This is a genomic window from Microbispora siamensis (genome assembly GCF_016863095.1).
Lineage (GTDB): Bacteria > Actinomycetota > Actinomycetes > Streptosporangiales > Streptosporangiaceae > Microbispora > Microbispora siamensis.
Genome location: NZ_BOOF01000012.1, coordinates 100670 through 125952, shown reverse-complemented (window position 1 = coordinate 125952; position 25283 = coordinate 100670). Strand labels below are relative to the sequence as shown.

24 protein-coding genes are annotated in these 25283 nt (G+C 70.8%); 11 read left to right on the top strand and 13 right to left on the bottom strand.

From position 1 onward, the window contains the following. Positions 1-5: 5 nt before the first annotated feature. Positions 6-1472, bottom strand: a complete 1467-nt coding sequence (locus Msi02_RS13000) for a pectinesterase family protein (protein WP_204048581.1) — start codon at positions 1470-1472, stop codon at positions 6-8. 309 nt (positions 1473-1781) lie between these two features. Here Msi02_RS13000 and Msi02_RS12995 point away from each other — a divergent pair, with 309 nt between their 5' ends. Next, on the top strand, positions 1782-1877 hold the full coding sequence (locus tag Msi02_RS12995) for a TipAS antibiotic-recognition domain-containing protein (RefSeq protein ID WP_204048580.1): 96 nt from the start codon (positions 1782-1784) through the stop codon (positions 1875-1877). 26 nt (positions 1878-1903) lie between these two features. On the opposite strand, the gene Msi02_RS12990 is transcribed toward Msi02_RS12995, so the two are convergent. Further along, a complete protein-coding gene (locus Msi02_RS12990; RefSeq protein WP_204048579.1) occupies positions 1904-2350 on the bottom strand; it encodes an SRPBCC family protein in 447 nt (148 codons plus the stop codon). Next, positions 2347-2769, bottom strand: a complete 423-nt coding sequence (locus Msi02_RS12985) for an ArsR/SmtB family transcription factor (RefSeq protein WP_204048578.1) — start codon at positions 2767-2769, stop codon at positions 2347-2349. Before Msi02_RS12985 ends, Msi02_RS12990 begins: the two co-directional genes overlap by 4 nt. A 96-nt stretch (positions 2770-2865) precedes the next feature. On the opposite strand from Msi02_RS12985, the gene Msi02_RS12980 reads away from it, so the two are divergent. After that, complete coding sequence (locus Msi02_RS12980) at positions 2866-3603, top strand: HAD family hydrolase (RefSeq protein WP_204048577.1); 738 nt, start codon at positions 2866-2868, stop codon at positions 3601-3603. An 11-nt stretch (positions 3604-3614) separates the two neighbouring features. Here Msi02_RS12980 and Msi02_RS12975 read toward each other — a convergent pair whose 3' ends face one another. From Msi02_RS12975 to Msi02_RS12965, 3 genes are all read right to left on the bottom strand, one after another. Beyond that, positions 3615-4382, bottom strand: coding sequence for a GNAT family N-acetyltransferase (locus tag Msi02_RS12975; RefSeq protein ID WP_204048576.1), 768 nt, complete (start codon positions 4380-4382; stop codon positions 3615-3617). A gap of 8 nt (positions 4383-4390) precedes the next feature. After that, positions 4391-5818, bottom strand: coding sequence for an adenylosuccinate lyase (gene purB, locus Msi02_RS12970; protein WP_204048712.1), 1428 nt, complete (start codon positions 5816-5818; stop codon positions 4391-4393). Between the two features lie 336 nt (positions 5819-6154). After that, complete coding sequence (locus tag Msi02_RS12965) at positions 6155-6874, bottom strand: TetR/AcrR family transcriptional regulator (protein WP_204048575.1); 720 nt, start codon at positions 6872-6874, stop codon at positions 6155-6157. Between the two features lie 141 nt (positions 6875-7015). On the opposite strand from Msi02_RS12965, the gene Msi02_RS12960 reads away from it, so the two are divergent. After that, entirely contained in the window at positions 7016-8140 is a 1125-nt protein-coding gene (locus Msi02_RS12960) for an FAD-dependent oxidoreductase (protein WP_204048574.1), read from the top strand. Between the two features lie 36 nt (positions 8141-8176). Here the strand turns inward: Msi02_RS12960 and Msi02_RS12955 are convergent, their stop codons facing one another. From Msi02_RS12955 to Msi02_RS12945, 3 genes are all read right to left on the bottom strand, one after another. After that, positions 8177-9493 (bottom strand): MFS transporter, encoded by a 1317-nt coding sequence (locus tag Msi02_RS12955; protein ID WP_204048573.1) that lies wholly within the window; start codon positions 9491-9493, stop codon positions 8177-8179. Further along, positions 9490-10119, bottom strand: a complete 630-nt coding sequence (locus Msi02_RS12950) for an ArsR/SmtB family transcription factor (RefSeq protein ID WP_204048572.1) — start codon at positions 10117-10119, stop codon at positions 9490-9492. Before Msi02_RS12950 ends, Msi02_RS12955 begins: the two co-directional genes overlap by 4 nt. A gap of 86 nt (positions 10120-10205) precedes the next feature. Beyond that, a complete protein-coding gene (locus Msi02_RS12945) occupies positions 10206-13469 on the bottom strand; it encodes an efflux RND transporter permease subunit (protein WP_204048571.1) in 3264 nt (1087 codons plus the stop codon). A 110-nt stretch (positions 13470-13579) separates the two neighbouring features. On the opposite strand from Msi02_RS12945, the gene Msi02_RS12940 reads away from it, so the two are divergent. From Msi02_RS12940 to Msi02_RS12905, 8 genes are all read left to right on the top strand, one after another. After that, positions 13580-14137, top strand: coding sequence for a MarR family winged helix-turn-helix transcriptional regulator (locus Msi02_RS12940; protein ID WP_239108368.1), 558 nt, complete (start codon positions 13580-13582; stop codon positions 14135-14137). A 45-nt stretch (positions 14138-14182) separates the two neighbouring features. Further along, entirely contained in the window at positions 14183-14956 is a 774-nt protein-coding gene (locus Msi02_RS12935; protein WP_204048570.1) for an SDR family NAD(P)-dependent oxidoreductase, read from the top strand. 172 nt (positions 14957-15128) lie between these two features. Further along, the gene (locus Msi02_RS12930) at positions 15129-15560 is read left to right on the top strand and encodes a hypothetical protein (RefSeq protein ID WP_204048569.1); all 432 of its coding nucleotides are present in this window, start codon (positions 15129-15131) and stop codon (positions 15558-15560) included. 190 nt (positions 15561-15750) lie between these two features. Further along, the gene (locus Msi02_RS12925) at positions 15751-16635 is read left to right on the top strand and encodes a DUF2268 domain-containing putative Zn-dependent protease (protein WP_204048568.1); all 885 of its coding nucleotides are present in this window, start codon (positions 15751-15753) and stop codon (positions 16633-16635) included. 10 nt (positions 16636-16645) lie between these two features. Beyond that, positions 16646-17404, top strand: coding sequence for a MerR family transcriptional regulator (locus Msi02_RS12920; protein WP_204048567.1), 759 nt, complete (start codon positions 16646-16648; stop codon positions 17402-17404). A 229-nt stretch (positions 17405-17633) separates the two neighbouring features. Further along, entirely contained in the window at positions 17634-19694 is a 2061-nt protein-coding gene (locus Msi02_RS43930; protein WP_275414125.1) for a cellulose binding domain-containing protein, read from the top strand. Positions 19695-19754: 60 nt separating this feature from the next. Then, positions 19755-20132: a MerR family transcriptional regulator gene (locus tag Msi02_RS12910; protein WP_204048566.1), complete on the top strand. Its 378-nt coding sequence runs from the start codon at positions 19755-19757 to the stop codon at positions 20130-20132. Further along, complete coding sequence (locus Msi02_RS12905) at positions 20129-21109, top strand: aldo/keto reductase (RefSeq protein WP_204048565.1); 981 nt, start codon at positions 20129-20131, stop codon at positions 21107-21109. The genes Msi02_RS12910 and Msi02_RS12905 overlap by 4 nt, the downstream gene beginning before the upstream one ends. A gap of 109 nt (positions 21110-21218) precedes the next feature. Here Msi02_RS12905 and Msi02_RS12900 read toward each other — a convergent pair whose 3' ends face one another. From Msi02_RS12900 to Msi02_RS12885, 4 genes are all read right to left on the bottom strand, one after another. After that, a complete protein-coding gene (locus tag Msi02_RS12900; protein ID WP_204048564.1) occupies positions 21219-21962 on the bottom strand; it encodes an alpha/beta fold hydrolase in 744 nt (247 codons plus the stop codon). Beyond that, positions 21959-22555 (bottom strand): LysE family translocator, encoded by a 597-nt coding sequence (locus Msi02_RS12895; protein WP_204048563.1) that lies wholly within the window; start codon positions 22553-22555, stop codon positions 21959-21961. Before Msi02_RS12895 ends, Msi02_RS12900 begins: the two co-directional genes overlap by 4 nt. A 499-nt stretch (positions 22556-23054) precedes the next feature. Beyond that, the gene (locus Msi02_RS12890; RefSeq protein WP_204048562.1) at positions 23055-24140 is read right to left on the bottom strand and encodes an FAD-dependent oxidoreductase; all 1086 of its coding nucleotides are present in this window, start codon (positions 24138-24140) and stop codon (positions 23055-23057) included. 94 nt (positions 24141-24234) lie between these two features. Continuing rightward, entirely contained in the window at positions 24235-24663 is a 429-nt protein-coding gene (locus tag Msi02_RS12885; RefSeq protein ID WP_204048561.1) for a MarR family winged helix-turn-helix transcriptional regulator, read from the bottom strand. Positions 24664-25283 lie beyond the last annotated feature (620 nt).

Sequence of the window (25283 nt, the reverse complement as noted above, 5' to 3'; positions counted from 1 at the left end):
GGGGGTCAGCCGATCGGGTTCCAGCCGTCGGATCCGGCCAGGTACTTCTGCGGGGTGTAGTTCGCCGCCTGGGAGTCGCTCATCTGCGGCCGGTTGGAGTTCGCCGTGGCGCCGGCGCCGGTGTTCTTGTACTCGAAGAAGCGGGCGTTCTTCCAGGAGTTGCCGGACATGTCGGTCCAGGGCTGTGAGGTCTTGATCGTGGAGCTGAGCGTCGACTCCCGGTAGAGGACCTGGGCGTTCGGCCCCCACGGGCGGCCGAGCTGGGTGGTGTTCGCCGTGGCGCCGGAGATCCGGGACTTGTAGATCAGGAAGCCGTAGGTCTTGCCGGCGTCGGTCCTGGCGGCGGTGATCGGCCCGCCGGTGCTGCGCTTTTCGTAGATGTCGCAGTTGTTGATCACGATCGTGCCGTCGCCGAAGATGAAGTCGACGGTGCCCTCGACGTAGGAGCCGGTCATGTAGGCGCGGGCCGACGCGTTGACCAGGAAGGTGTCCTGGTCGCCGAGCAGCCGCACGTTCGACAGGACCGCCCGGTCGGCGTTGAGGTTCAGGGCGACGGCCTGCTGGCCGGTGCTGCTCGTGTTCTCGTCGAAGTCGTTGGAGACCGTCAGGTTGGTGAGGGCGGCGTCGTGCCCGTTGACGAAGGCGGTGGCGCTGTTGAAGGTGCCGTAGGTGCCGGCGGAGTGGTTGTTGACGATCACGACGTCCTTGGCCGACGACCCGAGGCCCTGCAGGGTGATGTAGGGCTTGTTGGCCGGGATCGTGACGATCTCCCGGTAGGTGCCGGGCTTGATCGTGATGACCACGCGGCTGCCGTTGTTCGCGGGCACCGCGTCGATCGCGGCCTGGACCGTGCGGTACTTGCCGGTGCCGTCTGCGGCCACCGTCGCCGTGCCTTGAGCGGCGACGGGGGTGAACAGCCATTGTTTGTTGGTGTTGGCGGTGCAGGTCTCCTGGATGACGGCGGCGCCGGAGGAGGTGGAGGCGCCCTTGTCGCTCAGGCACAGCCCGCTGGAGACGCTGACGATCTGGTAGGTCCCCGACCCGGAGGCCACCAGGCGCCACCGCTGGTTGGTCTGGCCGTCGCCGCAGCCCCACTGCTGGATCTGCGTCCCGGAGGCGGTCGACGCGCCCGGGACATCCAGGCACTTGCCGCTGTTAGCGTTCACAATTGTGAAAAGACCGGACCCTGCGGAATTGAGGGTGAACTGCTGCCAGGCGGCGCCGGGGGTGCAGCCCCACTGCTGCAGCAGCGCGCCGTTGTCCTTCGAGCCGGACACGACGTCCAGGCACATGCCGCTCTTGGTGACGCTGATCTGATAGGTACCGCCCGCCGCGGGCACCGCCGCCCGGGCGGGCACCGTGTGCAGCGCGACGGCGGCCAGGGGCACGGCCGCCACGGCGGCGATTCCGCGCGCCGTGCGGCGGCGGATCCGGGGCGGGCTTGGGGCTGTTTCGGGGGGTGTGGGGGGCATCTGCGCTCCTTCGGACGCGCTGGGTGAACGGGAGGACCGCTGCTCGCCCCGGGATTGCCTGCGCCGGCGCGAGAGCCCCCGCACCGTAGAATCACATTCCGGAATATGTCAATCGCCCAAACTAACTCCCTCTCGTTCCTGCTGGTCAATCGTGTGAACCGGCGGGAAACTTTCATCGCGGCGCACCCGTGTTGACCCTCACGCCGCGTGAGACCGCAGGCTTGGAGCCCGGAAGGGAGGAGAGCCCATGGGCTACTCAGGTCGGCCAGGTAGCCCGCTTCGCGCGCCCCGGCGGACGGCGAGCGGGCGATGGACGTGGCCGAACGGCACCGCGCGCACATCACCCGCCGGTTCTACGACTGCACCTACGAGATCCACAAGGGTCTCGGGGAGGTGTACGCCTGACCCCCGGTGGTCGGCTCAGGTGATCCTCACAGTACGGCGGCGAGCGAGTTCGTCATCAGGTGGCGCCATCCGCCGTCCATGATGGAGCGGGCCCGCCGCTGCATCTCGTTGCCGGGGTCGAAGCCCTCGTGGGTCAGGAACAGCCGGGTGCCCCGGCCTTCGGGTTCGAGCGTCCAGGTGATCGTCCAGTCGGCGGCGCTGGGGCTGCCGGGGTCGGCGTCGCGCCAGGCCAGGCGGAGCATGCGCTCGGGCTCGAAGGCCAGCACCTCGGCCTGGACGGTGCCGGAGAACCCGGTGCCGGGCATGGCCGTCCCGCGCATCGTGTAGCGGTGGCCCACGCTCAGGCGGAAGTCGCCCGGCATGAACCATTGGGCGAGCAGGCCGGGGTCGGTCAGGGCCTGCCACACCCGGGCGGGCGGGTGCGCCAGGTATTCGTCCAAGTGCAGCACCGTCGGGTCGTCGAGGTCGGTCATGGTTTCTCCTCGTCCTGGTCCGTCCGGGGGCCGCTGCCGCTGTCGTGCGGGCGGCCACCGGTTCCTGTGTCGGTGTCGTCGAGCAGGTGACGCAGGGCGGACAGCCGGTCGCGCCAGAACCGCTCGTAGGGGTCCAGCCAGTCGCGGACGCGGACGAGCGGGACGGGCTCCAGGCGGTAGAGCCGGCGCCTGCCGTCCCTGCGTTCGCTGACCAGCCCCGCCTCGCGCAGCACCCGCAGGTGCTCGGAGAAGCTGGGCCGGGCCATGGAGAAGCAGGAGGCCAGGTCCTGCACGGACTGGGGGCCGCGCTCGCGGAGCAGGCGCAGCACCTCGCGCCGCACCGGGCTGGCGAGTGCGGCGAAGATCTCGTCTTCCGCCGGCGACGACGACTGCCGTACGGCGGTGGGGGTGACGTCCACGACCCCATAATAGGTAGGAAATTTCCTACCTGTCACCTGGGGGGCTTCACAACCCGGAAACGCGACGGAAACAGCCCTCTGTCAGGATGGGGACTCGTGATCAGGGCCATTCTGTTCGACCTCGACGAGACCCTTTTCGATCATCGCCGGGCGGTCGCACACGCCGCGACCCGCTGGACCGAGTCGGTCTGCCCCGGTCACGAGCTGCTGCCGGAGACGCCGGCGCTCTGGCTCGACCTGGAGGACAAGCACCTGCCCGCCTGGCACGCCGGAGAGTGCTCGTTCGCCGAGCAGCGGCGCAGGCGGCTGCGCGAGTTCTGCCGGCGGCTCGGGCTGCCCGAGCCGGCCGACCCGGACGCGGCGTTCGCCCGCTTCCTGACCCACTACGAGTCGGCCTGGGCCGCCTTCCCCGACGTGCCCGAGACGCTGGACGCGCTGGCGGCCCTCGACGACGCCCCCGTGCTGGGTGTCCTCACCAACGGCGTGGCCGTGCAGCAGGAGGCCAAGCTGCGCCGCATCGGGCTGATGGACCGCATGGAGGTGGTCCTGACGCCCGACACGCTCGGCGCGTTCAAGCCCGCCCCGCAGTGCTACCACGAGGCGGCGGCGAAGCTCGGCCTGCGCCCGCAGGAGGTGCTCATGGTCGGCGACAACCTCATGTTCGACGCGATCGCCCCTGCCCGGGCGGGGCTGCACGGGGTGTGGCTCGACCGCTACCGCGCCGAGCCCGGCGCCTCCTCCCCCGCCGTGACGAGGATCACCACGCTGCGCGACCTGCCCGAGGTGCTGGCCGCGCTGAACTCGCGCCTGATCGGCCCGTCACGCGCCGCCTGACCCCGAATGGCTCAGGTGCAGGTGTACAGGCCGGCGGCGGCCACGCGGCGGCGGGCGAAGCCGAGCCGTTCGTAGACGGCGACGGCCGCCCGGTTCCAGTCGTCCACCATCAGCGCCGCGCGGCCGTGCTCCGCCAGCAGCGCGGACGCCACGAACCGGCACACCCGCTCCCCCAGGCCGCGTCCCCGCGCCGGTGCGGCGGTCGCGACGCCGGCGAGCAGGCCCACCGTCGGCGCGGACCACGCGTCGGCCGCGACCGCCAGCAGGGCGCCCGAGCCGTCCCGTACGCCGGCCCACCGGCGTACGCGCGGCAGGCCCGGCACGGCGTAGGAGCCGGGGTTGGCGGCGGCGAGCAGCTCGGCCACCTCAGGGGCGGCGGACTCCGCCAGCCAGGAGGCCCCCACCTCCCTGCTCGTCGTCTCCTGGCTCGTCTCCTGCCGGGGCGGCGCGAGCTTCTCGGTGCCCATCCAGGAGAAGTGGCCGGCGAGCTCCAGCTCCGGCGCGGCCTGGACGACCTGTTCGATCAGCGCGGCGTCGCCGAGTGGCCGATACGACGGCCCGGCCTCGGCCAGGGCGTGCCGTACGAGCGGGACGACCTGGGCGGCCGGGCCCCGCACCGCCAGGCGGTCGCGCCGCGACGCCTCGGGGCTGGCCACCGCCACCGCGTCCCCGTACGCCCAGGCGCGTACGCCGGGCCGCATGCCCTGCGCCGCCCACACGACGAGGTCGTCGTCTCCCGAGGCGGCGACGACCTCGGCCTCGCTCACCAGCTCACGCACGCGCGTCCCTACAGGATCGCGCCCGGCGCGTAGGCGGCGTCGTCCGGATGGCGTGCGGTGATCTCGCCGATCCGCGTGGTCACGGCCGCCACCTGACCGGCGGCCGCGCCGGCGAAGGAGGCCCGGTCGGCCAGCAGCGCGTCGAGCTCGGCCCGGCCGAGCGGGAAACGGTCGTCGGCGGCCAGCCGGTCGAGCAGCTCGTTGCCGGCGCCTCGCGACCGCATGGCCAGCGCCGAGGCGACCGCGTGCTCCTTGATGATCTCGTGGGCGGTCTCGCGGCCGACCCCGGCCCGCACGGCCGCCATGAGCATCTTGGTCGTGGCGAGGAACGGCAGATAGCGGCCCAGCTCGGCCTCGATGACCGCCGGGAACGCGCCGAACTCGTCCAGCACGGTCAGCATGGTCTCCACCAGGCCGTCGAAGGCGAAGAACGCGTCGGGCAGGGCGACCCGGCGGACGACCGAGCACGACACGTCGCCCTCGTTCCACTGGTCGCCGGCGAGCTCCCCGGCCATCGAGGCGTACCCGCGCAGGATCACGGTCAGGCCGTTGACGCGCTCGCAGGAGCGGGTGTTCATCTTGTGCGGCATCGCCGACGAGCCGACCTGGCCTTCCTTGAAGCCCTCGGTGACCAGCTCGTGCCCGGCCATCAGCCGGATGGTCTTGGCCAGGGACGACGGCGCGGCGGCCAACTGCACCAGCGCGGTCAGCACGTCGTAGTCGAGCGAGCGGGGGTAGACCTGGCCGACGCTGGTGAAGCGGCGGGCGAACCCCAGGTGCGCGGCGACGCGGTCCTCCAGCGCGGCCAGCCGGTCGGCACCGCCGAGCAGGTCGAGCATGTCCTGCGCGGTGCCGACCGGGCCCTTGATCCCGCGCAACGGGTAGCGCTCCAGCAGGTCCTCCAGCCGCTCGTAGGCCACCAGCAGCTCGTCGGCGGCGGTCGCGAAGCGCTTGCCGAGCGTGGTCGCCTGCGCGGCGACGTTGTGCGAGCGCCCCGCCATGACCGTCGAGGAGTGCTCGGCGGCCAGGCGGCCCAGGCGGGCCAGCAGCGCCACGACCCGGCCGCGCACCAGCAGCAGGCTGTCGCGGATCTGCAGTTGCTCGACGTTCTCGGTCAGGTCGCGGGAGGTCATGCCCTTGTGCACGTGCTCGTGCCCGGCCAGGGCGTTGAACTCCTCGATGCGGGCCTTCACGTCGTGGCGGGTGACCTTCTCCCGCTCGGCGATGGAGGCCAGGTCGACCTGCTCGGCGACCTTCTTGTAGTCGGCGATCGCCTGCTCGGGCACCTCGATCCCGAGGTCGGCCTGGGCCTTCAGCACGGCAAGCCAGAGCCTGCGCTCCAGCACCACCTTGTGCTCGGGAGACCACAGGCGGGCCAGCTCCGGCGAAGCGTAACGAGCGGCCAGGACATTCGGGATACGCGGCTTGGCATTCACGTTGGCCCAGTCTATTGAGCCCGTTCCCGCCGCCTGTCCGCAGGTGCCGGGCATGCCCGGGGGCGCCTCACGGAGCCGGCCAAGGTCGGCGCGGCCGTGCTCGCCGGGATCGGGCTGCGCGCCGTCGATCGACGCCGTGGCCCACCTGGTGGCGGCGCTGCTGTCCCGCTGCCCAGGGCTGCGTGTGCTCGCCACCAGCCGCGAACCCCTCGCGGTCGACGGCGAGGCGTTTGGGCCGCAGTCGACCCGGCCCGGCTGCGCAGGCGACCAGACGCCGGGTGATCCGGCCGGGTTGTGCGGACTCGGGCGGCCCGGCGTAGTGCCCGATCGTGGCGGCTACGTGGTGAGTGAGTGGATCGCGGTGATGCCGGCGAGGATGAGAGCGATCCCGGCGAGGAACTGTTCGCGGTCGTCGTGCCCGCGCACCTGTTTCGCCACGGCTCGGGTGAACGGGTAGTCGTCGGGGTCGAGCCCTTCCCACGCCGCCGATACGGCGTCGAGGACAACGGCGCGGTCCACATCGGGCCTGGCGGTGCCGGCACTCGCGGTGTTCGCGGCGTTCTGGCCGGCGGCGCCGAGGATGTAGTGCATCAGCGCCGATGTCGCCGTGAACCAGCTTTCCTCGGGCACGCCCAGCGCGCAGACCTGCCGGCCGATACTTTCGAAGATCCGCGGCGCCACCGTTCCCCAGGGGCTGCGGGAGAGCTGGGTCGCGAGCTGCGTGGCAAGCCACGGGTGTTCTTCGATCGCGTCGAACAGGCCGAGCGCGACGGCGCGGATCCCGTCCTGCGGCGAGTCGGCGGACTCGGCGGACTCGGCGGGCTCGATGGTCACAGCGGCGGCGACGACGGCGTCGGTGGCCGCGGCGAGGAGTTCGGTCTTACCCCTGACGTGCCAGTAGATCGCCCCGGGGCCGGTCGCGAGGCGCTCGGCCAGCGCACGGAACGTGAGACCGTCCTCCCCCACCGCGTCGAGGAGTTCGACGGCGGCGCCGACGATGTGCTCCCGCGAGAGCGGTTCCTGCCGTCGTTCCGGGCGACGCGTCCTGGTTGCCATGTGCCCATCTTAGACGTCTTGGAACGCCATTCCAGCTTGACAATGCATGGAACGGCGTTCCACACTGCGGCTGCTGGAACGGCGTTCCAGAGTGACCCCGTGGGTACCCGCCCGGCGGTCGGCGATCCGAAAGGAAGCACCATGACCACTCACGTCACGATCATCGGCGCCGGACTCGGCGGCCTCACGCTCGCCCGCGTCCTGCACGTCCACGGAATCCCGGCCGCCGTCTACGAGGCGGAGTCCTCCCCGGCGGCACGCGCCCAGGGCGGGATGCTCGACATCCATGACCACAACGGCCAACCGGCCCTGCAGGCGGCGGGCCTGATCGAGGAGTTCCGCGGTCTCGTTCTGGAGGGCCGCCAGGCGGCGCGGGCCCTCGCCCCCGACGGGACCGTCCTGTTCGAAGAACCCGACGACGGCACGGGCGGACGCCCCGAGGTGATGCGCGGCGAACTGCGGCGGATGCTGCTCGACTCGCTCCCGGCCGGCACCGTGCGATGGGGTCACAAGGCCGGCAACGTCCGCGCCCTCGGCGACAGCCGCCACGAGGTGACCTTCGCCGACGGCACCTCCGTCGTCACGAGCCTGCTGGTCGGCGCGGACGGCGCGTGGTCACGGGTCCGGCCGCTGCTCTCCGACGCCACACCCGAGTACGTCGGCATGTCGTTCATCGAGACCTACCTGTTCGACGCCGACACCCGGCACCCGGCCGGCGCGAAAGCGGTCGGCGACGGGGCGATGTACGCGCTCGCGCCGGGCAAGGCGATCCTGGCTCACCGGGAGAGCGGCGGGACCCTCCACACCTACGTGGCGCTCCGCAAACCGCAGGAATGGTTCGCCGCCATTGATTTCACCGATCCACCCGCGGCCATCGCACGGATCGCGCGGGAGTTCGACGGCTGGGCGCCGGAGCTCACCACGCTGATCACCGATAGTGACACCGCGCCGGTCCTGCGGCCCCTCAACACCCTGCCCAGCGGGCACCGGTGGGATCGCGTGCCGGGCGTGACCCTGCTCGGCGACGCCGCCCACCTCATGCCCCCGTCCGGCGAAGGCGCGAACCTGGCCATGTACGACGGCGCCGAACTCGGCAAGGCCATCGCCGCGCACCCCGGCGACCCCGAGGCAGCGCTCACCGAATACGAGCAGGCCCTGTTCCCCCGCAGCGCCGCGGAGGCCGCCGACGCCGCCCACCTCCACGAGCTCATGTTCGGCGACGACGCACCCCACAGCCTGATCGGCATGTTCACCGGACACGAATAGGCGTCGGTCCCGGCCGCCGCCGCGCACGAGGTCACCTCACAGGACGTCTCCGCCGACGGGAGCCGGATCGGCCGCCCGGGACTCCCGGGCGCCCCGGCCGCGCAGGCGGTCCATCTCACGCCACTGCGGCAGCAGCGCGGCCAGGTTGGTGGTCAGGAAGTACGCCGCGCCGGCCGTCAGCAACACCGGCGCGAGCCCGGACCACGCCACCGCCGCCCCGGCGATCAGCCCGCCCAGAGGGATGCCCGCCCACGCCATCGCGTCACCCAGCGCGTTGACCCGGCCGCGCAGGCCGTGCGGCACCCGCTCGAAGGTGATCGCCCCCAGGATCGGATTGAGGAAGCCCCCACCGGCCCCGCTCACCGCGAACACCCCCAGCACCGCCCACATCGGCGCGTCGGCGGCCAGCACCAGGAACCGCGGCGCCCCGGCCAGCAGGAAACCCGCGAAGAACACCGCCCGGCGCGGCATCCGGTGCGCGACGGCCGCGGCGACCAGGCTTCCCGCGACCGCCGTGGCGCTCCACACGCCGTTGCTCAGGCCGATCGCGGCCGGGCCGTTGCCGGACCGCTCAGCCCACACGGGCAGCAGGACGGTGCTGAAGGCCGCGTCCAGCAGGTTGGTGATCCCGACCATGACGATGATGGTGAGCAGCAGCGGCTCGCCGCGCAGGAAGGCGAAGCCCTCGCCGAAACGCCGCCAGTAGCCGGAAGCGGCCGGGGCGCCGTCCGCCGGGCGTCCCATGCCGCGCGGCAGGGCCAGCGAGATGATCAGCGACCCGAGGACGAAGCACGCGGCGTTGAGCACGAGACCGGTCATCGGGCCCAGCAAGGCCACGAGAAGGCCGCCGGCCGCCGGTCCGACGGTCGAGGCCAGCCGCTCGGTCACACCGGACAGGCCGGTCGCCCGCTCCAGCGGCACGCCGGCGCGCTCGGCCGCGTCCGGGACCATCACATGCTTGGCCAGGTCGCCGGGGCCGCGTACGGCGCCGATGACCGCGACCAGGGCAAGCAGCACGGGGAAGGACAGCACGCCCGCGGCGTGCAGCAGGGGAATCGCGCCGGCGGCGGCCGCGCTGACCGCGTCGGTGCTCCAGGAGACGACCCGCGGGCCGGCCCGGTCCACCAGCGGTCCGGTCAGCGCCTTGACCACCACATACGGAGTCATCTCGCAGAAGGCCACCAGCCCGGTCTGGGTGGCGCTGCCTGTCGTGACCAGCACGAACCACGGCAGCGCGATGGCCGACACCCGGGTGCCGGTCAACGCGACCGCCATCGCCGCGAGCAGCCCGCTCAGCGGCCGCAGCCTGCGCGCGCGAGAGGAACCGCCGGTGATCGCGTCCTTGCCCGTCATCGGGCGTCGTCTTCCTGGGCGGCGGCCGCGTCCAGTTCGGGCAGGATCTGCACGATCACCGACACCCGCTCCGCGCCTTCCGGGGCGCCCGCCGCCTCAGGAGTGTCGCGGCGGTATCGCGTGACGACCGCCCACAGCTCCTCGCGCAGGGCGGTGGCCTCCTGCGGGGTCAGCCGCAGCGCCCAGTCGCTCATGTCGCATGCGGCGCGCCACGCGCGCGGCATCGTCTGGAGCTCGTTGATCGCCCGCTGGGTGCGCATGGTGTAGGTGGCGGCGACGGACTGCAGGTAGGCCACCGTGGCCTCGGGCTCCCGCTCGGCCAGGTCCAGGTCGTTTAGGAAGGTGGACCGGTGGACCGCGCGCCACCAGCGCTCGCGCGCGTTCCCGCGTTCGGTGTCCTCCTGCACGAAGCCCGCGGCGGCGAGCCGGCGCAGGTGGTAGCTGGCCGCGCCGGAGTTGATGTTCAGCAACTCGGCGAGCCGGGTGGCCGTCGACGGGCCGTGCTTGCGCAGCAGGCCCACCACCTGGACGCGCACCGGATGCGCGAGGGCGCGAAGGCCCTTCGCGTCCAGGACGACCGCGTCCTCCGCGCCCGGGGAGTAAAGGGTGTCGCCGTCATCGGTCATGGACCCCACCGTAAACCGCAAACAGTTCTTCGCGAAGAGTCCTTCGCGAAGAACTGTTTGCGGTTAGCTACATGTGGCGGCCGGGCTCACTTGGCCGGTTCGAGGGCCTCCTTGCCGTACACGGTCAGATCCCCCTCGCCGTCGCCCGAGGCGGGCTGCTTCGGCGTACGGCGCATCCGCTCCTTCAGCCGCTCCACCATCGTGTACAGCGTCGGCACCAGCACCAGCGTCAGCAGCGTCGAGGAGATCAGGCCGCCGATCACGACGATGGCCAGCGGCTGGGAGATGAACCCACCCGAACCGGTCACGCCCAGCGCCATCGGGGTAAGCGCGCAGATCGTCGCGATCGCGGTCATCAGGATCGGGCGAAGCCGCCGCCGGCCGCCCTCCATGACGGCCTCCACCACGCCCAGCCCCTGCTCGCGGTACTGGTTGATCAGGTCGATCAGCACGATCGCGTTGGTGACGACGATGCCGATCAGCATCAGCATGCCGATCAGCGCGGGCACGCCGAGCGCCGTGTCGGTGACCAGCAGCAGCCCGATCGCGCCGGTCGCCGCGAACGGGATCGACACCAGCAGGATCAGCGGCTGCACCAGGCTGCGGAACGTCGCCACCATGATCATGAAGACGATCGCCACCGCGAGCAGCATGGCCACCCCCAGGTCGGCGAACGCGTCCTGCTGGTCGGAGCTCGCACCGCCGATCTTGTACGTCACCCCTGCCGGCAGCGTCAGCGTCTTCAGCTTGTCGGTGACCTTCGTGGTGATCGCACCGAGGTCGGACGCGTCGGCGGTGCCCGACACCGTCGCGGTGCGGTCGCCGTCCTGCCGGGTGATCTGGGTGGGCCCGTCGGCCTTCACCACGTCGGCGACGTCGCCGAGCTTCACCATGCCCGTCGCCGTGGGGATCGCGAGCTTCCTGATCGCCGCGATGTCGTCGGGCGCGTCACCGCCGGCGCGCAGGATCACGTCGCTGGAGCGGCCGTCGACGTCGATCGAGCCGACCGGGGCGCCGCGGAACGCCTGCGCGACCAGCTGCCCGATCCCGGCCTCGGTCAGGCCCCTGGCGGCGGCCTTCTCCCGGTCCACGTGCACCTCGACCCGCGGGACGCTGTCTTCGAGGTTGGAGGCGACGTCCCGCAGCCCGTCGACCCCGGCCATGGCGTCGCGCACCGTGGTGGCCGCCGTCTTCAGCGCGGCCTGGTCCGAGCCCTGCACGATGACCTGCACCTGGTCGGAGTTGAACCCGCCGTCGCTGCCGCCGACCGTGATGTCGCCGATCCCCGTCAGGCCCTTCAGCCTCTCCCTGAGCCGGTCCTCCAGGGCGGACGTCTCCACGCCCTCCTTGAGGGTCACCGAGAACGACGCCCGGTCGGAGCCGCCGCCCAGCCCGCCGAGGAAGCGGTTCCCGCCGCCGACCGTCACCTGGTAGGACTTCACGCCCCCGTCGGCCGCGAGCACCGCCTCGACCTTCTTGGCCGCCGCGTCGGTGGTCGCCAGGTCGGTCCCGGCCGGCATCCGCTGGCTGATCTGCGTGGTGTCGTTGCCCGAGTTGTCGAGGAAGTTCGTCTTCAGGTTGGGCGCCAGCGCCATCGTGGCGACGAACACCACCACCCCGATCAGCACCGTGATCAGGCGCCGCCGCGTCGCGAAACGCAGCACCGGCAGGTAGATCCGCTGCAGCGGGCTGCGCAGCTCCTTGCGCTCGGCGTCCTCGCGTACGGCCTGCATCTCCTGCGGCGTGAGCACCGGCGCCTTGAGGAACCAGTACGCCAGCACCGGGATGACGGTCAGCGCGACCAGCAGCGACGCGAGCAGCGCCACGGTCACCGTGATCGCGAACGGGCTGAACAGCTGCCCCACCATCCCGCCGACGAAGGCGATCGGCAGGAACACCGCGACCGTCGTGAGCGTCGAGGCGGTCACCGCGCCGGACACCTCGCGCACCGCGCCGAGGATCGCCCGCCGCTTCTCCTCGCCGTAGGCGAGATGGCGCTTGATGTTCTCCAGCACCACGATCGAGTCGTCGACCACCCGGCCCACGGCGATCGTCAGCGCCCCCAGCGTCAGCAGGTTCAGCGAGTAGTCGCCGATCCACAGCGCGATCAGCGCGATCACCACCGACAGCGGGATCGACACGGCCGTGACCAGGGTCGAGCGGACCGACAGCAGGAACACCAGGATCACGACCACGGCGAACGCCAGGCCCAGCAGGCCCTCGGTGGTCAGGTCCTCGATGGACCGCTCGACGTACGGCGCCTGGTCGAACACCACAGTCAGCTCGGCGCTGTCGCCGAGGGCGCGCGTCAGGTCCGGCAGGGCGTCGTTCACGTCGTGGGAGATCTGCACGGCGTTGCCGTCGGGCACCATCGTGATCGACACGCCGAGGCTCGGGGTGCCGTTGGTGCGGGTGAGCGTGGTCGCGGACGCGTTCTCGACCTTGATGTCGGCCACGTCGCCGAGCTTGACCGGCTTCGGCCGGGCCGCGGCGGCGCGTGCCTGGGCCGCCGCCGTCGCCGCGCTCTGCGACGCCCCCCGCCCGGCGGCCGCGCCCTGTCCTGCACCTTGTCCCGCGCCGGCGCCGCCGCCCTGGCCCGCCGCAGGCGCGGCAGGGGTCAGGTACAGGTTCTCGAGGTCCTTCACCGTACGCACCGGGTCGCCGATCTGCACGGTCAGCGACTTGCCGTCCTCGGTCAGCGTGCCGGCCGGGATGGACACCCCGTTGGCCCGCAGGAGGTCGGGGATGGCCGCGGCCGACAGCCCCAGCAGGGCGAGCCTGCCCTGATCGGGGGTGATGACGACCTGCTGATCCCGGGCGCCGCTGACGGTGACGTCCCGGACGCCCTCGATCGACTGCAGCTCCGGCACCATGATCTTTTCGATCTTGTCGGCCATGGCGTGCTGGTCGCCGCCGTCGCCCACCGCGATCGCCATCACCGGAATGTCGTCGGTGCTGCCCGCGACCACCTGCGGATCGACGTCGGCCGGAAGCTGCGCCTTGATCCGGCTCACGGCCTGCTGCATCTTCCCGATCATCTGGTCGATGTCGGTGCCATACTCATAGGCCACCTGCACCTGGGACATCCCCTCCCGGGAGGTGGAGGTGATGTCGGTGACACCGGCGATACCCTGGAACGCGCTCTCGATCGGCTTGGTGACCTGCTCCTCCACGATCTCGGGAGCGGCACCCGGATAACTCGCAACCGTGAACGCCGCCGGGAACTCCAGCGACGGGAAAAGCTGTTGCTTCAGCGAGGGAATCGCGAACAAGCCGAAACCCGCGAGCACCAGCGTGATCATGATCACGAGAGTGCGGTTGGCAAGGCTCAGCCTGGCCAAGGAGGTCATCCGAGCTCCTGACATCGGGGGAAGTGTTCGCCCCAGCCTAACACTTCGCATCATCCGAACATTCAGCTCTCGTATTAACGGCTGGTAACCTCTTGACCCGAGAGGTGACAGTGAACGACAGCCCAGCCGAGCGCCGCACCGGAACCGGCGCGGCGGCCGCCCCCCACCCCCAGGACGACCCCGCCACCCTCGGGGAGGACACCGAGCGCGGGTGCATCATCGCCCGCCTCGCGGAGCTGCAGCGCAGCATGGGCCGGTTCTTCGCCCGCGACCGCTCGATGCCGCTGCTGGCCTCCACCCTCACGATGCAGCAGCTCAAGGTCGTCATGTTCCTGTCGTTCGCCGGGTCCGCCTCCGGGCAGGAACTCGCCCGCCACCTCGGCGTCGGCCTGGCCACCGTCACCGGCATCGTCGACCGCGTGGTCGCCCAGGGCCTGGCCGGCCGTCACGAGGACCCCCACGACCGCCGCGTACGCCGCGTCGAGCTCACCGAGGCCGGGCGGCGGCTCACCAGCGAGATCATCGAAGCCGGGACCGGCGGCTACATCCGCCTCCTGCGGCGCCTCGACACCGAGACCCTGCGCACCATGGAGACGGTGATGCGCAAAATCGAGGACGCGATGCGCGAGATGCACGCCGAAGACGCCGAAGACGCCGACCCCGCCTGACCCGTCCGCCGGGCCCGCCCCGGCCTGCTGCTACCTTCCGGCGATATGCCGACCTACATCGAGGAACTCTTCTCACTCACCGGCCGGGTCGCCCTCGTCACCGGAGGCAGTTCCGGCATCGGATACGCCATGGCGGAGGCGCTCGGACGCGCCGGGGCGGCCGTGGTCCTGGTCGCCCGGCGGCGCAAGGAACTCGCCGAGGCCGTCGGCGAACTCGAAGGCCACGGCGTGCGCGCGGCCGCGATCAGCGCTGACCTCGGGGACCGCGCCGACGTCGCCCGCGTGTGCGAGGAGGCGGACGGGTTCTTCGGCGAGATCGACATCCTCGTCAACGACGCCGCCAACAACATCCGCAGGCCCATGGCCGAACTGACCGTCGGCGACTACGACCAGACCATCGCCGTCAACCTCACCGCGCCGTTCCTGCTCGGGCAGCACTTCGGCCCTCGCATGGCGGCCCGGGGGCGGGGACGCATCATCAACATCGGCTCCCAGCAGTCGATCAGCGCCTTCGGCGACAGCGGCGTCTACGGCGCGGCCAAGGCCGCCGTCTGCGGGCTGACCCGCTCCCAGGCCGAGGCATGGTCGGCGCACGGGGTCACCAGCAACACGATCATCCCCGGTTTCGTCCTGACCCCGCTGACCGCGCCCGCCCAGGCCGTCCCCGGGCGGGTGGAGCAACTGGCCGCCCGGTCCATGTCCGGGCGCAACGGCGTCCCCGACGACTTCCGCGGCGTGGCCGTCTTCCTCGCCTCCGACGCCTCGTCGTACGTCACCGGCCAGGCCATCTGCGTCGACGGCGGCTTCAGCGTCCACTAGGCGCTGCCCCTCGGTCTACCTGCGGGTTTCCCGGGCCGTGGAGGACAGCTGATCGCCACTTGGCCCCCTGCCGCAGCTACGGAGTTCCAGGCCGGGTATGAGCCTCACGTCCCGGCGGAACCGGACGAGCGACAGCGAACGCCGGGTCAGGAACAGGAAGGCACGTACCGAGATGTCCCGCTCCCGCGCGCACGACCCGCGCGACACCAAGGTCCTCGCGATGGTCCTCGCGCCCCGGCGGCTGGCCATGGCCGCGCTCATGATCACGGCGGTGGGGATCGCGGCCGCGCAGCCCGCGATCGCCCGCGTCGCCCCGCATCACGCGCGTGCGGGGCACGCGGCGCTCCGCGACCCCGGCCCGGGCGGTGGCGGCGGCCAGGTGATCAAAGGAGGGCGCGCGGCCGGTGGCCAGGGGCGGTCCGGTGCGGGCCGGTTCAACCAGAACCTGACCGGCGTCATCGCCCCCACCTTCGTGAAGGGACAGGCGCAGCAGGCCATCACCGACCAAGGCGGTTTCGAGGTGCAGTCCGCCTTCTGCGGATCCCAGCCGGACATCTGCCTGCTCGGGCAGAACATGCCGGTCCGTCACGGTCACGGATCCTGACGCCCCCGCTGTCCGCCGTCCGGCCGTCCCTCGGGTAGCCGTGCGGTGAGCGGTCTCGGAAGCCGGCATGGCGGGCGCTGCCCCCCACGCGACGTCGGCCGGGATGAAGGCATATGGCGATCGCCGGTCACCGCGGTCGCGGTGCTGTCGGCTTGACCTTGACGCTGCGTCAACTTCTAGCATCGCGGCCATGTCGATCACTGTTCTTGACACCCACTCCGCCATGAAGCGGATCCTGCTGGCCCCGGTCGCGGACCGCGTCGACCTGCTGCGTTCGATGCTGGAGCCCAGCAGGGGCATGTACCGCTACCACCCCGGCGAGGTCGACCTGGTGGCCATGCACCTCGCTGCGTCCGGGTTCCCCATCGACCGCGACGAGGAGCGTTGCCTCGACGCGCTCGAAACCCTGGCGGCGGCCGGAGCCTGGGAGCGGATGCAACGCGCCCTCGACGAGGCTCTCACCGTACTGCTCGAGGCGACGCCGGGGCTGGGGGCCCCGGACATCACCGTGCTGTTCGTGCTCGGCGATCCGGGTGACGAGCACTTCATGGGTCCCTGCCAAGGAGTGACCGGGTTCGGCGGCATCTCGGGCCACATCGTGATCACGCTCTGGCCCTTCCCGGAGAACGTGGAGCGGCTGGAGGCCACCGCCGTGCACGAACTCCACCACAACCTGCGGTTCGGCCCGGGCGGGGTTGTGTGGGACCCGATGACCGTCACGGTCGGCGATCACATCGTCTCCGAGGGACTGGCCGACGCCTTCGCCCGCCAGCTCTACGGCGACGAGCTCGGCCCCACCCGCATCGGCGTGCCGCACCTGCACGACGACGAGATCTTCGGCAAGGTGCTCACCGGACTCGACGTGACAGGCATGCAGAACTTCACTGCCTGGGTGCACGGCGACCCCAGCGCCGAGCGCTTCGGCCTCACCCCGGTCGGACTGCCGATGGGCGCCGGGTACGCCGCGGGCAACCGGCTGGTCGACACCTACCTGGCGGCGACCGGGCAGACTGCGGCGCAGGCCCTGCACGCCGACAGCTCGGAGATCATCGCCGCCACGCTCCGCCGCGGGTAACACTGGAACGATGGAGTGGACGATCCAGGAACTCGCGACGAGGGCCGGCATCACCAGTCGCACCCTGCGTCACTACGACCACATCGGGCTCTTGACCCCGTCCCGGGTCGGCGCGAACGGATACCGCTACTACAACCTCACCGCGGTCGCCCGGCTACAGCGGATCCTGCTCATGCGCCGGCTCGGCATGGGATTGCCGGCCATCGCCGAGGTCCTGGCCGACGAGGTGGACACGTACGACGGGCTCCGCGCCCACATCGCCGAACTGGAAGAGGAACGGGACCGCATCGAACGGCAGATCCGGTCCGTGCGTCACACGATCGAGGCCCTGCAGGCGGGGGCGGAACCGCGGATGGACGTCATGCTGGCGGGGTTCAACGACCGCTACAAGGACGAGGTGGTCTCACGCTGGGGCGAGCGCGCGTTCCAGGCGAGCAACGACTGGTGGCACGGCAAGACCCTTGACCAGCAGCGGGCCTGGAAGCAGGCCGCCGAAGACCTCGTCGCCGCATGGGTAGCCGCAGTGAAGGCCGGTGTTTCCCCGACATCGGAACACGCTCAGTCACTGGCTGCCCGGCACGTTCGGTGGCTGAGCCAGATCCCGGGCACCCCCACGGCCGAGGGCGACCGGGAACGCTCGATCGAGATGGTGAAATGCCTGGGGGACATGTACGTCGACGACCCCCGCTTCGCCGGCATGTACGACGACGCCGCAGGGGCGACGTTCGTCCGCGACGCGCTGCAGGCGTACGCGCGGACCCGGATGTAGCTCGTATGGCCGGCAGAAACGAGCTCTGCCAACCGGCAGCCAAGTGCCTGGGTCGTGTCCGCCGCACGAGGCGGCCGAGCGTTGCCGTTCTCGAAGGCCATTCCGCATGAAAGTTGCACGACCCGCCTAACTCTGCCGCAGCTCACGGCCGCACCCGAGGGTGCCCGCTTGACCGCTCCACACGTCCTGATCACGATCACACGGCAAGATCCTCCAGAAAAGGGACGTAATGAGCACCCTGCGCATCGCCAGGCCGGCCATCGCACTCCTCATGGGCGCAGCGGTGGCCGCCCAATTCCTCACCGGCGTACCGGCCGCGACCGCCGACACCGCGCCCGTCAACGTCACCGTCAACACCCGCGCGGGCCTGGCCGTCGCGTCCGACACCGCCGTCGGCACCAACCATGCGATCTGGGACAGCAATCTCGGCACGAACGAGACCGCCGACCTCCTCAAGGCCGCCGGCGTGAAGATGCTGCGCTACCCCGGCGGGTCGTACGGCGACATCTACCACTGGAAGACCCACACAGCGCCGGGCGGCTACGTCGCCCCCGGCACCGACTTCGACACCTTCATCAGCGGGGCCAAGCGCACCGGCGCCCAACCGATCATCATCGCCAACTACGGCACCGGCACCGCCCAGGAAGCCGCCGACTGGGTCGAGTACGCCAACGTCACCAAGAAGTACGGCGTGAAGTACTGGGAGATCGGCAACGAGAACTACGGCAACGGCCACTACGGCGCCGACTGGGAAGCCGACGACCACGCCGACAAGAGCCCGGCCGAGTACGCCAGGAACCTCGTGCAGTACGCGGACGCGATGAAGGCCGTCGACCCGACCATCAAGATCGGCGCGGTGCTGACCACCCCCGCCAACTGGCCCGACGGCATCGTCGCCAGCGGCGACCAGGCCACCTGGAACGACACCGTCCTGTCGATCGCCGCCTCGAAGATCGACTTCGTCATCCTGCACTGGTACCCGCCGTACAACAACGCGGCCGACGTCCTCACCAAGACCGCCCACATCCCCGACATGATCTACCTCGTCCGCAAGCAGATCGCCAAGCACGCGGGCGCCCGCGCCGGCGACATCGGCATCGCGGTGACCGAGATCAACAGCGGGATCGCGCCGAACACCCAGCCCGGCGCGCTGTTCGCCGCCGACGCCTACGCCGGCCTCATGGAACAGGGCGTCTTCACCGTCGACTGGTGGAACGTCCACAACGGCATCGGCACCGTCAGCACCGTCGCCGGCCAGACCGACTACGGCGACTTCGGCATGCTGTCCAGCGGCGCTTGCTCCGGCGACACCTGCGAACCCCCGCTGAACACGCCCTTCGCTCCGTACCACGCGCTCTCCATGATCAGCTCGTTCGCCCGCCCCGGCGACCGGTTCGTCCGCGCGGCGACCGACGAGCCGCTGGTCGCCGCGCACGCCGCACGGCGCCCCAACGGCGATCTCGCCGTCCTGCTGATCAACCGCGACCCGGACGGCGAACACCAGGTGAAGATCGACTACGAGGGGTTCTCCCCCGCCGGCGAAGCGCCCACGGTGCAGACCCTCACCAACGGCGCCACCTCGGTCAGCACCGGCCACAGCGGGACCGCCACCACCCAGACCCTCCCGCCGTACTCGCTGACCACGCTGGTGCTGCACCCGGCAACCGCCACCACGGGTGCCCCCGCGGCCCCCGGGCAGCCCACCGCGAGCGGCGTCACCGACAAGACCGCCACCATCTCCTGGCCCGCCGCCGCGCCCGGCGCGAGCCCCGTCGCCAAGTACGAGATCCACCGCCAGAACGGCGCGATCACCGAACAGCTCGGCGAGACCTCCGGCACCTCCTTCACGGTCCGCAACCTCGTCCCCGGCACCCGTTACACCGTCAACGTCCTCGCCCGTGACACCGCCGGCCGCGTCTCCTGGGCCTCCGCGCCGCTCACCTTCACCACCGGCACCCCCGACAAGAGCTCCTGCTCGGTCCGCCTGAGGGACACCAACGACTGGGGCAACGGGTTCGTCGCCACGGTGGACATCACCAACACCGGCACGGCCGCCGTCGACGGCTGGACCCTCCACTACACCTGGCCCACCGGGTGGCAGACCGTCAGCAGCGGATGGAGCGCCAACTGGACGCAGAACGGGACCTCGGTGACCGTCACCAGCACCCCGGACAACGGTAAGCTCGCCCCCGGCGCGAGCACCTCGATCGGCTTCGTCGGCGCCTACAGCGGTCCCAACGTGCTGCCGACCGCCTTCACCCTGAACGGCGCCCTCTGCACGGCCCAATGATCCGCCTCCAGCGATCATGGGCTTGACTTAGAGCGCGCTCTAACTCCCAGACTGGTCCCCATGGACGAGGGGATGACCATCGCGCAGGTAGCGCAGCGTACCGGCCTCTCCGCCCACACGCTGCGCTACTACGAACGCGCCGGCCTCATGCTGGAGCCGCCGCCCCGCGGCGACAACGGCCACCGGCGCTACACCGAGCGGGACGCCGACTGGATCGCGCTGCTCACCCGTCTGCGGGCGAGCGGCATGCCCATCGCCGCGATGCGCAGGTACGCCGAACTCGTCCGCAGGGGCCAGAACACCTACGTGGCCCGCAAGGAGCTGCTCGAGGCCCACAGGGCCGACATGATCGCCAAAATCGAGCAGCTCCGAAGCGATCTCGAGATCGTCGACTACAAGATCGATCTCTACAGCCGCAGAATCATGGGAGAAGAATGAAGCAGCACACGCTCGGCCAGGGCCTCCGCACCTCGGCGCTCGGCCTGGGCTGCATGGGAATGAGCGACTTCTACGGTCCGGGCGACGAGGCCGAATCGATCAGGACACTGCACCGCGCGCTCGACCTGGGCATCACCCTCCTCGACACCTCCGACGCGTACGGGCCGTTCACCAACGAGAGGCTCGTCGGCAAGGCCGTCGCCGACCGGCGCGACCAGGTGGTGCTGGCGACCAAGTTCGGCATCGAGCGCCTGCCCGACGGCACCCGCGTGGGCGTCAACGGCCGCCCCGACTACGTACGCCGCTGCTGCGACGCCTCGCTCGAACGGCTCGGGGTCGACCACATCGACCTGTACTACCAGCACCGCATCGACCCCGCCGTCCCCGTCGAGGAGACCTGGGGCGCCATGAAGGAACTGGTCGAGGCCGGCAAGGTCCGCCACCTCGGCATCTCCGAGGCCGCCCCCGCCACCGTCCGCCGCGCCCACGCCGTCCACCCCGTCACCGCCGGGCAGTACGAGTACTCCCTGTTCACCCGGGACATCGAGAACGAACTGCTGCCCACGCTCCGCGAACTCGGCATCGGCCTGGTCGCCTACAGCCCCCTCGGACGCGGCCTCCTCACCGGCGCGATCACGAACACCGGGGAACTGTCCGACGACGACTTCCGCCACCACAACCCCCGCTGGCAGGGCGACAACTTCGCCGCCAACCAGGCCCTGGTGGCCAAGGTCGGCGAGATCGCCGCCACGCTCGGCGCGACCCCGGCCCAGGTGGCCCTCGCCTGGGTGCTGACCAGGGGCGGGGACGACGTCGTGCCGATCCCCGGCACCAAGCGGGTCACCCGGCTGGAGGAGAACGTCGCGGCTCTGGAGATCAAGTTCGAGGCGGACCACCTCGACGCGCTCGACTCCCTCGCCGGTCAGGTCGCCGGCGACCGGTACAACCCGGCCGGAATGAGCACCGTCAACCACTGACGAGATCAGCAAGCCCGGCACGAACGTCGTGCCGGGCTTTCCTGTTCGCGGAGTGGTTTTTGAAGTTGATCTTGGTTTTTACACCAACTGGGCGCCTTTACAAAGTAGATCAGGAAAGGAACCCGGTCAGTAGGCGGGTGATCTCGGCGGGGCGCTCCATGCTCGGCAGGTGACCCGCCCAGTCGAGTTCGAGCAGCGTCGCGTCCGGCAGCGCCTCCGCCATGTGCCGTCCGCTCTCCCGGAAGTACGGCAGGTCGTGGCCGCCGGTGACCACCAGCGTGGGCGCGGTGACCACCGTCAGGTCGATCGGTTCCCTGCGCCTCTCAGGCTCGGGGTCGGCGGCCAGTTGCACCTCGAACGCGTGCCGCTGCATCGCCGCCAGCCGCGCCCTGACCGGCTCGTCCGCCTCGGGCCCCAGCCACGTGCGGACGTTGAGGTCCACCGCTCCCCCGACGTCGCCCGCCTCGATCAGCCGGTCCTCCTCCGCCCCGAAAGCCTCAAGATCGGGAGTCGGCGGCAGGCCGCAGCCCGCGTTCAGCAGCACGAGCCGAGAGACGAGATCGGGATGCCCGGTCGCGAGCTCCAGCGCGACCCGCCCGCCGTACGACGATCCGACGAGCCCGACCCGGCGCAGCCCGAGCGCCGCGAGCAGGTCCGCGACGTCGCCGGCGTCCGAGTACGGCCCGTCCGCGACGCACGGCGTGCGCCCGTGCCCCCGGAAGTCGAGCCGGATGACGCGGAACCGCTCCCCCAGCGGCTCCCACTGGGGATCCCACATGCCCGAGTCGGCGACGCTGGAGTGCAGCAGGACGACGGGCTCACCGGAGCCCCGTTCCTCGTACCAGACCGTCATCGGGCCTCCAATGCGACGCGGACGCCGAGGGCGACCAGGACCGTCCCCGACACCTGTTCCAGACGGCGGCGGACCGCGGGCCTGCCGAGCACGGCACCGGCCCGGCCGACCAGCCAGATCACCCCGACGTACCAGATCACGTCCACGACCACCCAGGTCACCGCGAGCAGGGTCAGCGTCAGCGGCACGTGCGCGCCCTGCGGCACGAACTGCGGCAGGAACGACATCGCGAACACGGCGGCCTTGGGGTTGGCGCCGCACGTCGCGAGCCCCAGGCCGTACGAGCGGCGCCAGCCGCCCGCACTCCGCGCCTCGCCCCCGTCGTACGGAGCGGACGCGTCGAGGGCCGCCGGGGCGCGCCTGGCCTTCCACAGCGACTGGACGCCTATCACGATCAAGAGCGCCGCGCCCACCGCCTTCATCGCGCCGTACGCGACCTCCGAGGCCAGGACCAGCGCGGACAGACCGAACACGGCGGCCATCGCCCACAGGAAGATGCCGGTTTCGTTGCCGAGCAGAGCGGCCACTCCGGACGAACGCCCAGCTCTGAGCGTCTGCCGCAGGATCACCGCGGTGCTGACACCCGGGATCATCGCGAGCAAGAGACAGGAACCGAGAAAAGCAAGCCAGATCACGCGCTCATCGTCCCGGCCGGTGCCCGAGCGCCGCAATGCAATTCCCGCCCCGCTCCGCAGGCGACCGGGCGGTGCCGCCGTCAGGGCTGCCGGGCCGGCCGTTGGCCCGTGGATGCGAAGTCCTGCTCCTGCCGGGTCGGGGCGGACCAGCCGGCGAGCAGCCTCACCCCCACTTGGTGAAGGAGGCGACGGCGGCGCGCTTGCGGCTGGCCGGCGACAGGTCGGCGAGCTCGGCCAGGTAGGCGTGAATGGGCATCGCGGTTCAGCTCGGCGCCTACTGGGCAGCGGCTCCGCCCGCATCGCACCGCTGAACGGCGGCAACTTCGTCAGCTTCGGCTCACTACCGCCACTGGTCGTTCGCTTGCTGCTCAAGCCCCGACACCGGCCTGGCCTGCCTCTCCTACGGCCAGGCCCGGCCAGCACTCCGCGGCGACGCCGCTTGCCTGGGGTAGCTGTGTCAGTACGGTTTGAAGTCGGGGTAGTAAGCCGCGGCTGCGGTGGCGGTGTCGATGTTCCTCGGGAACAGCGCGGCTTCGTAGGCGCGGATGGCCGCGTCGATGTCCTCGGGCTGTTCGGCGATGGCGTTGCCGAGCTGGCCGGCGTCGAACAGCGCCCAGTTCGCTCCTTCGCCGTCCGGCGGTGCCAGGTGGGCGGCGTCTCCGATGAGCGTGACCCCGGGTACATGCTCCCAGCGGTGCCCGATCGGCAGCCCGTACAAGGGGCGGAAAACCGGCGGGATATCGCTGTCCGCGACCAGCGCGACGAGCTCCGGCGCCCACCCCTCGAACATCGCCGCGATCGTACGGGCGGCCGCAGGGCCGTCGTTGAAATCGATCCCATCGAACCAGTCGAGCGGCTGGTCGAACATGGCGTAGGAGTGCAGGGTGTCCGCGCGCTCGCGTTGCACGCCGAGACCGATGCGGGTGATTTCGTCGTAGGCGGTCATCGACCCGCCGCCGACCAGCGCCAGGGTGGCAGGGTGCCGGGTGTCGCTCTCATACAGGTACGTCTCGACCATCGAGCGTCCGGCGTAGGCGGGCGTGGCATCAGACAGCAGCGGCCGGACCTTCGACCAGGCACCGTCGGCACCGACGAGGATGTCGGTGACAATCGTCGATCCGTTGGCGAAGGTCACTTCGTGACGACCGTCCTGGAGGGTCCGGACATTCTGAGTCTTGTGGCCCCAGACGACCGCATCCGCAGGGAGGGATTCCAGCAGCAACTGTCGGAGCTCGCCACGCTGCACCTCGGGGCGGCCTGCGGCGGGGTCGTCGGGCTGGTCCGCCAGGATAGTGCCGTCAGGTGCCACGTCGCGGGATGCCTGGCGACCTTCGAGGATGAGGGATCGGAAGCCGTCCATCAGGCCGGCGGCACGGATTCCGTGCTGTCCGTTGTAGTCGTGGATGTCGAGCATGCCGCCTTGGCCGCGAGCCTGCGCAGACGCCTCCGCCTCGTACACCGTGGACGGGATTCCGTGAACCGCCAGGGTTCGGGCCAGCGTCAGTCCCGCAAGACCGGCGCCGATGATCGTGATCTGAGTCATGCATGCGTTCCTTACTGCTCTTGGATGAACCGGCGGTCCTGCCTGCAAGGGCTCCCGGCCACCGCGCGGAACAAGCGGAGTAACAGGGGCCGGGTCAGGGGAAGCTGGGCGGCTCGATCCGGGATGCGAGCTGCTCCAAGAGGTCGTGGAGCAGCGCCCGCCCTTCGGCGCCCAGCGGCGCGAGGATCGACTCCTCGACGCGGTCCATGGCCTCTTCAAAACCCTGGATCAGCTCGGAGCCCGCTGGGGTGACATGCACCCGGCGGCTGCGCGTGTCACCCTCCTGCGTCCGGCGTTCCACGAGTCCGCGCCGCTCCAGCCCAGCCAGGAGCCGCGAGACGCCCGGCGCACTGGTACGCGTGGCCCGGGCGACGTCACGCTGGATGGCATCCGGGTTCTTCGACAGGTACGCCAACACGGCGCTCTGCTCGTGGGTGAGGCCGCGTTCCCGTATCCAGTCATCGGCGATGCGCCGCTGCCCCCACACAACCCACCGCATCAGCTCCAACGTGCTCTCCGTCATAGTTAACACGATAACTGTTGCATAGTTAACAATCAAATCGGGATACCTCCCACACTGATGTCCGGCCTCTCCGTGGGCGCGAGGACCTCGGCGACCTTGGCGATGGCTTCGGCACCGGGCTTGACGTAGCGCACAGCGGTGCGGGGGGTTCTTGTGCTGGGTTTCGCCCCTGATGAGCTGTAGGGGATTTCGGCGTCGCCGAGGTGGGTGACGGCGCTGTGGCGCAGCTGGTGCAAGTCGAGGCCGGCGTAGGTGTCCAGGAGGACGCGGGCACGGTCGTAGCCGAGGCGGGCGCGGCCGGTGTGCGGGCAGGGTCGGCCGGTGGCGTACGCCCGTCACGCTGGTCACTGGGATGGACCGGCGACCGCGGTGTCCAACTCCAGATGGCGGTTCATGTCGAGCTCGAAGCGGCCGTACAGGTTCAGATGCGACCAGAACAGGGCGGTCAGCCGCGCTCAGCTGCTTCTCCCAAGCAGGATCGCGCAACGCCATCTGATCCCGACGTTCGTGCCCAGCCCGTACAGGCAGAGCAGCAACCGCCGCTGCAGCACCGCCTCCTCGATTACGGTGCGCGAGGCCACCGAGGTTAACGCGGCGGTAGCCGGTGACGTGGGCGACGT

Excerpts from the sequence above, each read along its gene's own strand:
- Msi02_RS13000 (WP_204048581.1), bottom strand. The coding sequence starts at position 1,472 with ATGCCCCCCACACCCCCCGAAACAGCCCCAAGCCCGCCCCGGATCCGC.
- Msi02_RS12995 (WP_204048580.1), top strand. The coding sequence starts at position 1,782 with ATGGACGTGGCCGAACGGCACCGCGCGCACATCACCCGCCGGTTCTAC.
- Msi02_RS12990 (WP_204048579.1), bottom strand. The coding sequence starts at position 2,350 with ATGACCGACCTCGACGACCCGACGGTGCTGCACTTGGACGAATACCTG.
- Msi02_RS12965 (WP_204048575.1), bottom strand. The coding sequence starts at position 6,874 with ATGGCAACCAGGACGCGTCGCCCGGAACGACGGCAGGAACCGCTCTCG.
- Msi02_RS12960 (WP_204048574.1), top strand. The coding sequence starts at position 7,016 with ATGACCACTCACGTCACGATCATCGGCGCCGGACTCGGCGGCCTCACG.
- Msi02_RS12955 (WP_204048573.1), bottom strand. The coding sequence starts at position 9,493 with ATGACGGGCAAGGACGCGATCACCGGCGGTTCCTCTCGCGCGCGCAGG.
- Msi02_RS12950 (WP_204048572.1), bottom strand. The coding sequence starts at position 10,119 with ATGACCGATGACGGCGACACCCTTTACTCCCCGGGCGCGGAGGACGCG.
- Msi02_RS12945 (WP_204048571.1), bottom strand. The coding sequence starts at position 13,469 with ATGACCTCCTTGGCCAGGCTGAGCCTTGCCAACCGCACTCTCGTGATC.
- Msi02_RS12935 (WP_204048570.1), top strand. The coding sequence starts at position 14,183 with ATGCCGACCTACATCGAGGAACTCTTCTCACTCACCGGCCGGGTCGCC.
- Msi02_RS12930 (WP_204048569.1), top strand. The coding sequence starts at position 15,129 with ATGTCCCGCTCCCGCGCGCACGACCCGCGCGACACCAAGGTCCTCGCG.
- Msi02_RS12925 (WP_204048568.1), top strand. The coding sequence starts at position 15,751 with ATGTCGATCACTGTTCTTGACACCCACTCCGCCATGAAGCGGATCCTG.
- Msi02_RS12920 (WP_204048567.1), top strand. The coding sequence starts at position 16,646 with ATGGAGTGGACGATCCAGGAACTCGCGACGAGGGCCGGCATCACCAGT.
- Msi02_RS43930 (WP_275414125.1), top strand. The coding sequence starts at position 17,634 with ATGAGCACCCTGCGCATCGCCAGGCCGGCCATCGCACTCCTCATGGGC.
- Msi02_RS12910 (WP_204048566.1), top strand. The coding sequence starts at position 19,755 with ATGGACGAGGGGATGACCATCGCGCAGGTAGCGCAGCGTACCGGCCTC.
- Msi02_RS12905 (WP_204048565.1), top strand. The coding sequence starts at position 20,129 with ATGAAGCAGCACACGCTCGGCCAGGGCCTCCGCACCTCGGCGCTCGGC.
- Msi02_RS12900 (WP_204048564.1), bottom strand. The coding sequence starts at position 21,962 with ATGACGGTCTGGTACGAGGAACGGGGCTCCGGTGAGCCCGTCGTCCTG.
- Msi02_RS12895 (WP_204048563.1), bottom strand. The coding sequence starts at position 22,555 with ATGATCCCGGGTGTCAGCACCGCGGTGATCCTGCGGCAGACGCTCAGA.
- Msi02_RS12890 (WP_204048562.1), bottom strand. The coding sequence starts at position 24,140 with ATGACTCAGATCACGATCATCGGCGCCGGTCTTGCGGGACTGACGCTG.
- Msi02_RS12885 (WP_204048561.1), bottom strand. The coding sequence starts at position 24,663 with ATGACGGAGAGCACGTTGGAGCTGATGCGGTGGGTTGTGTGGGGGCAG.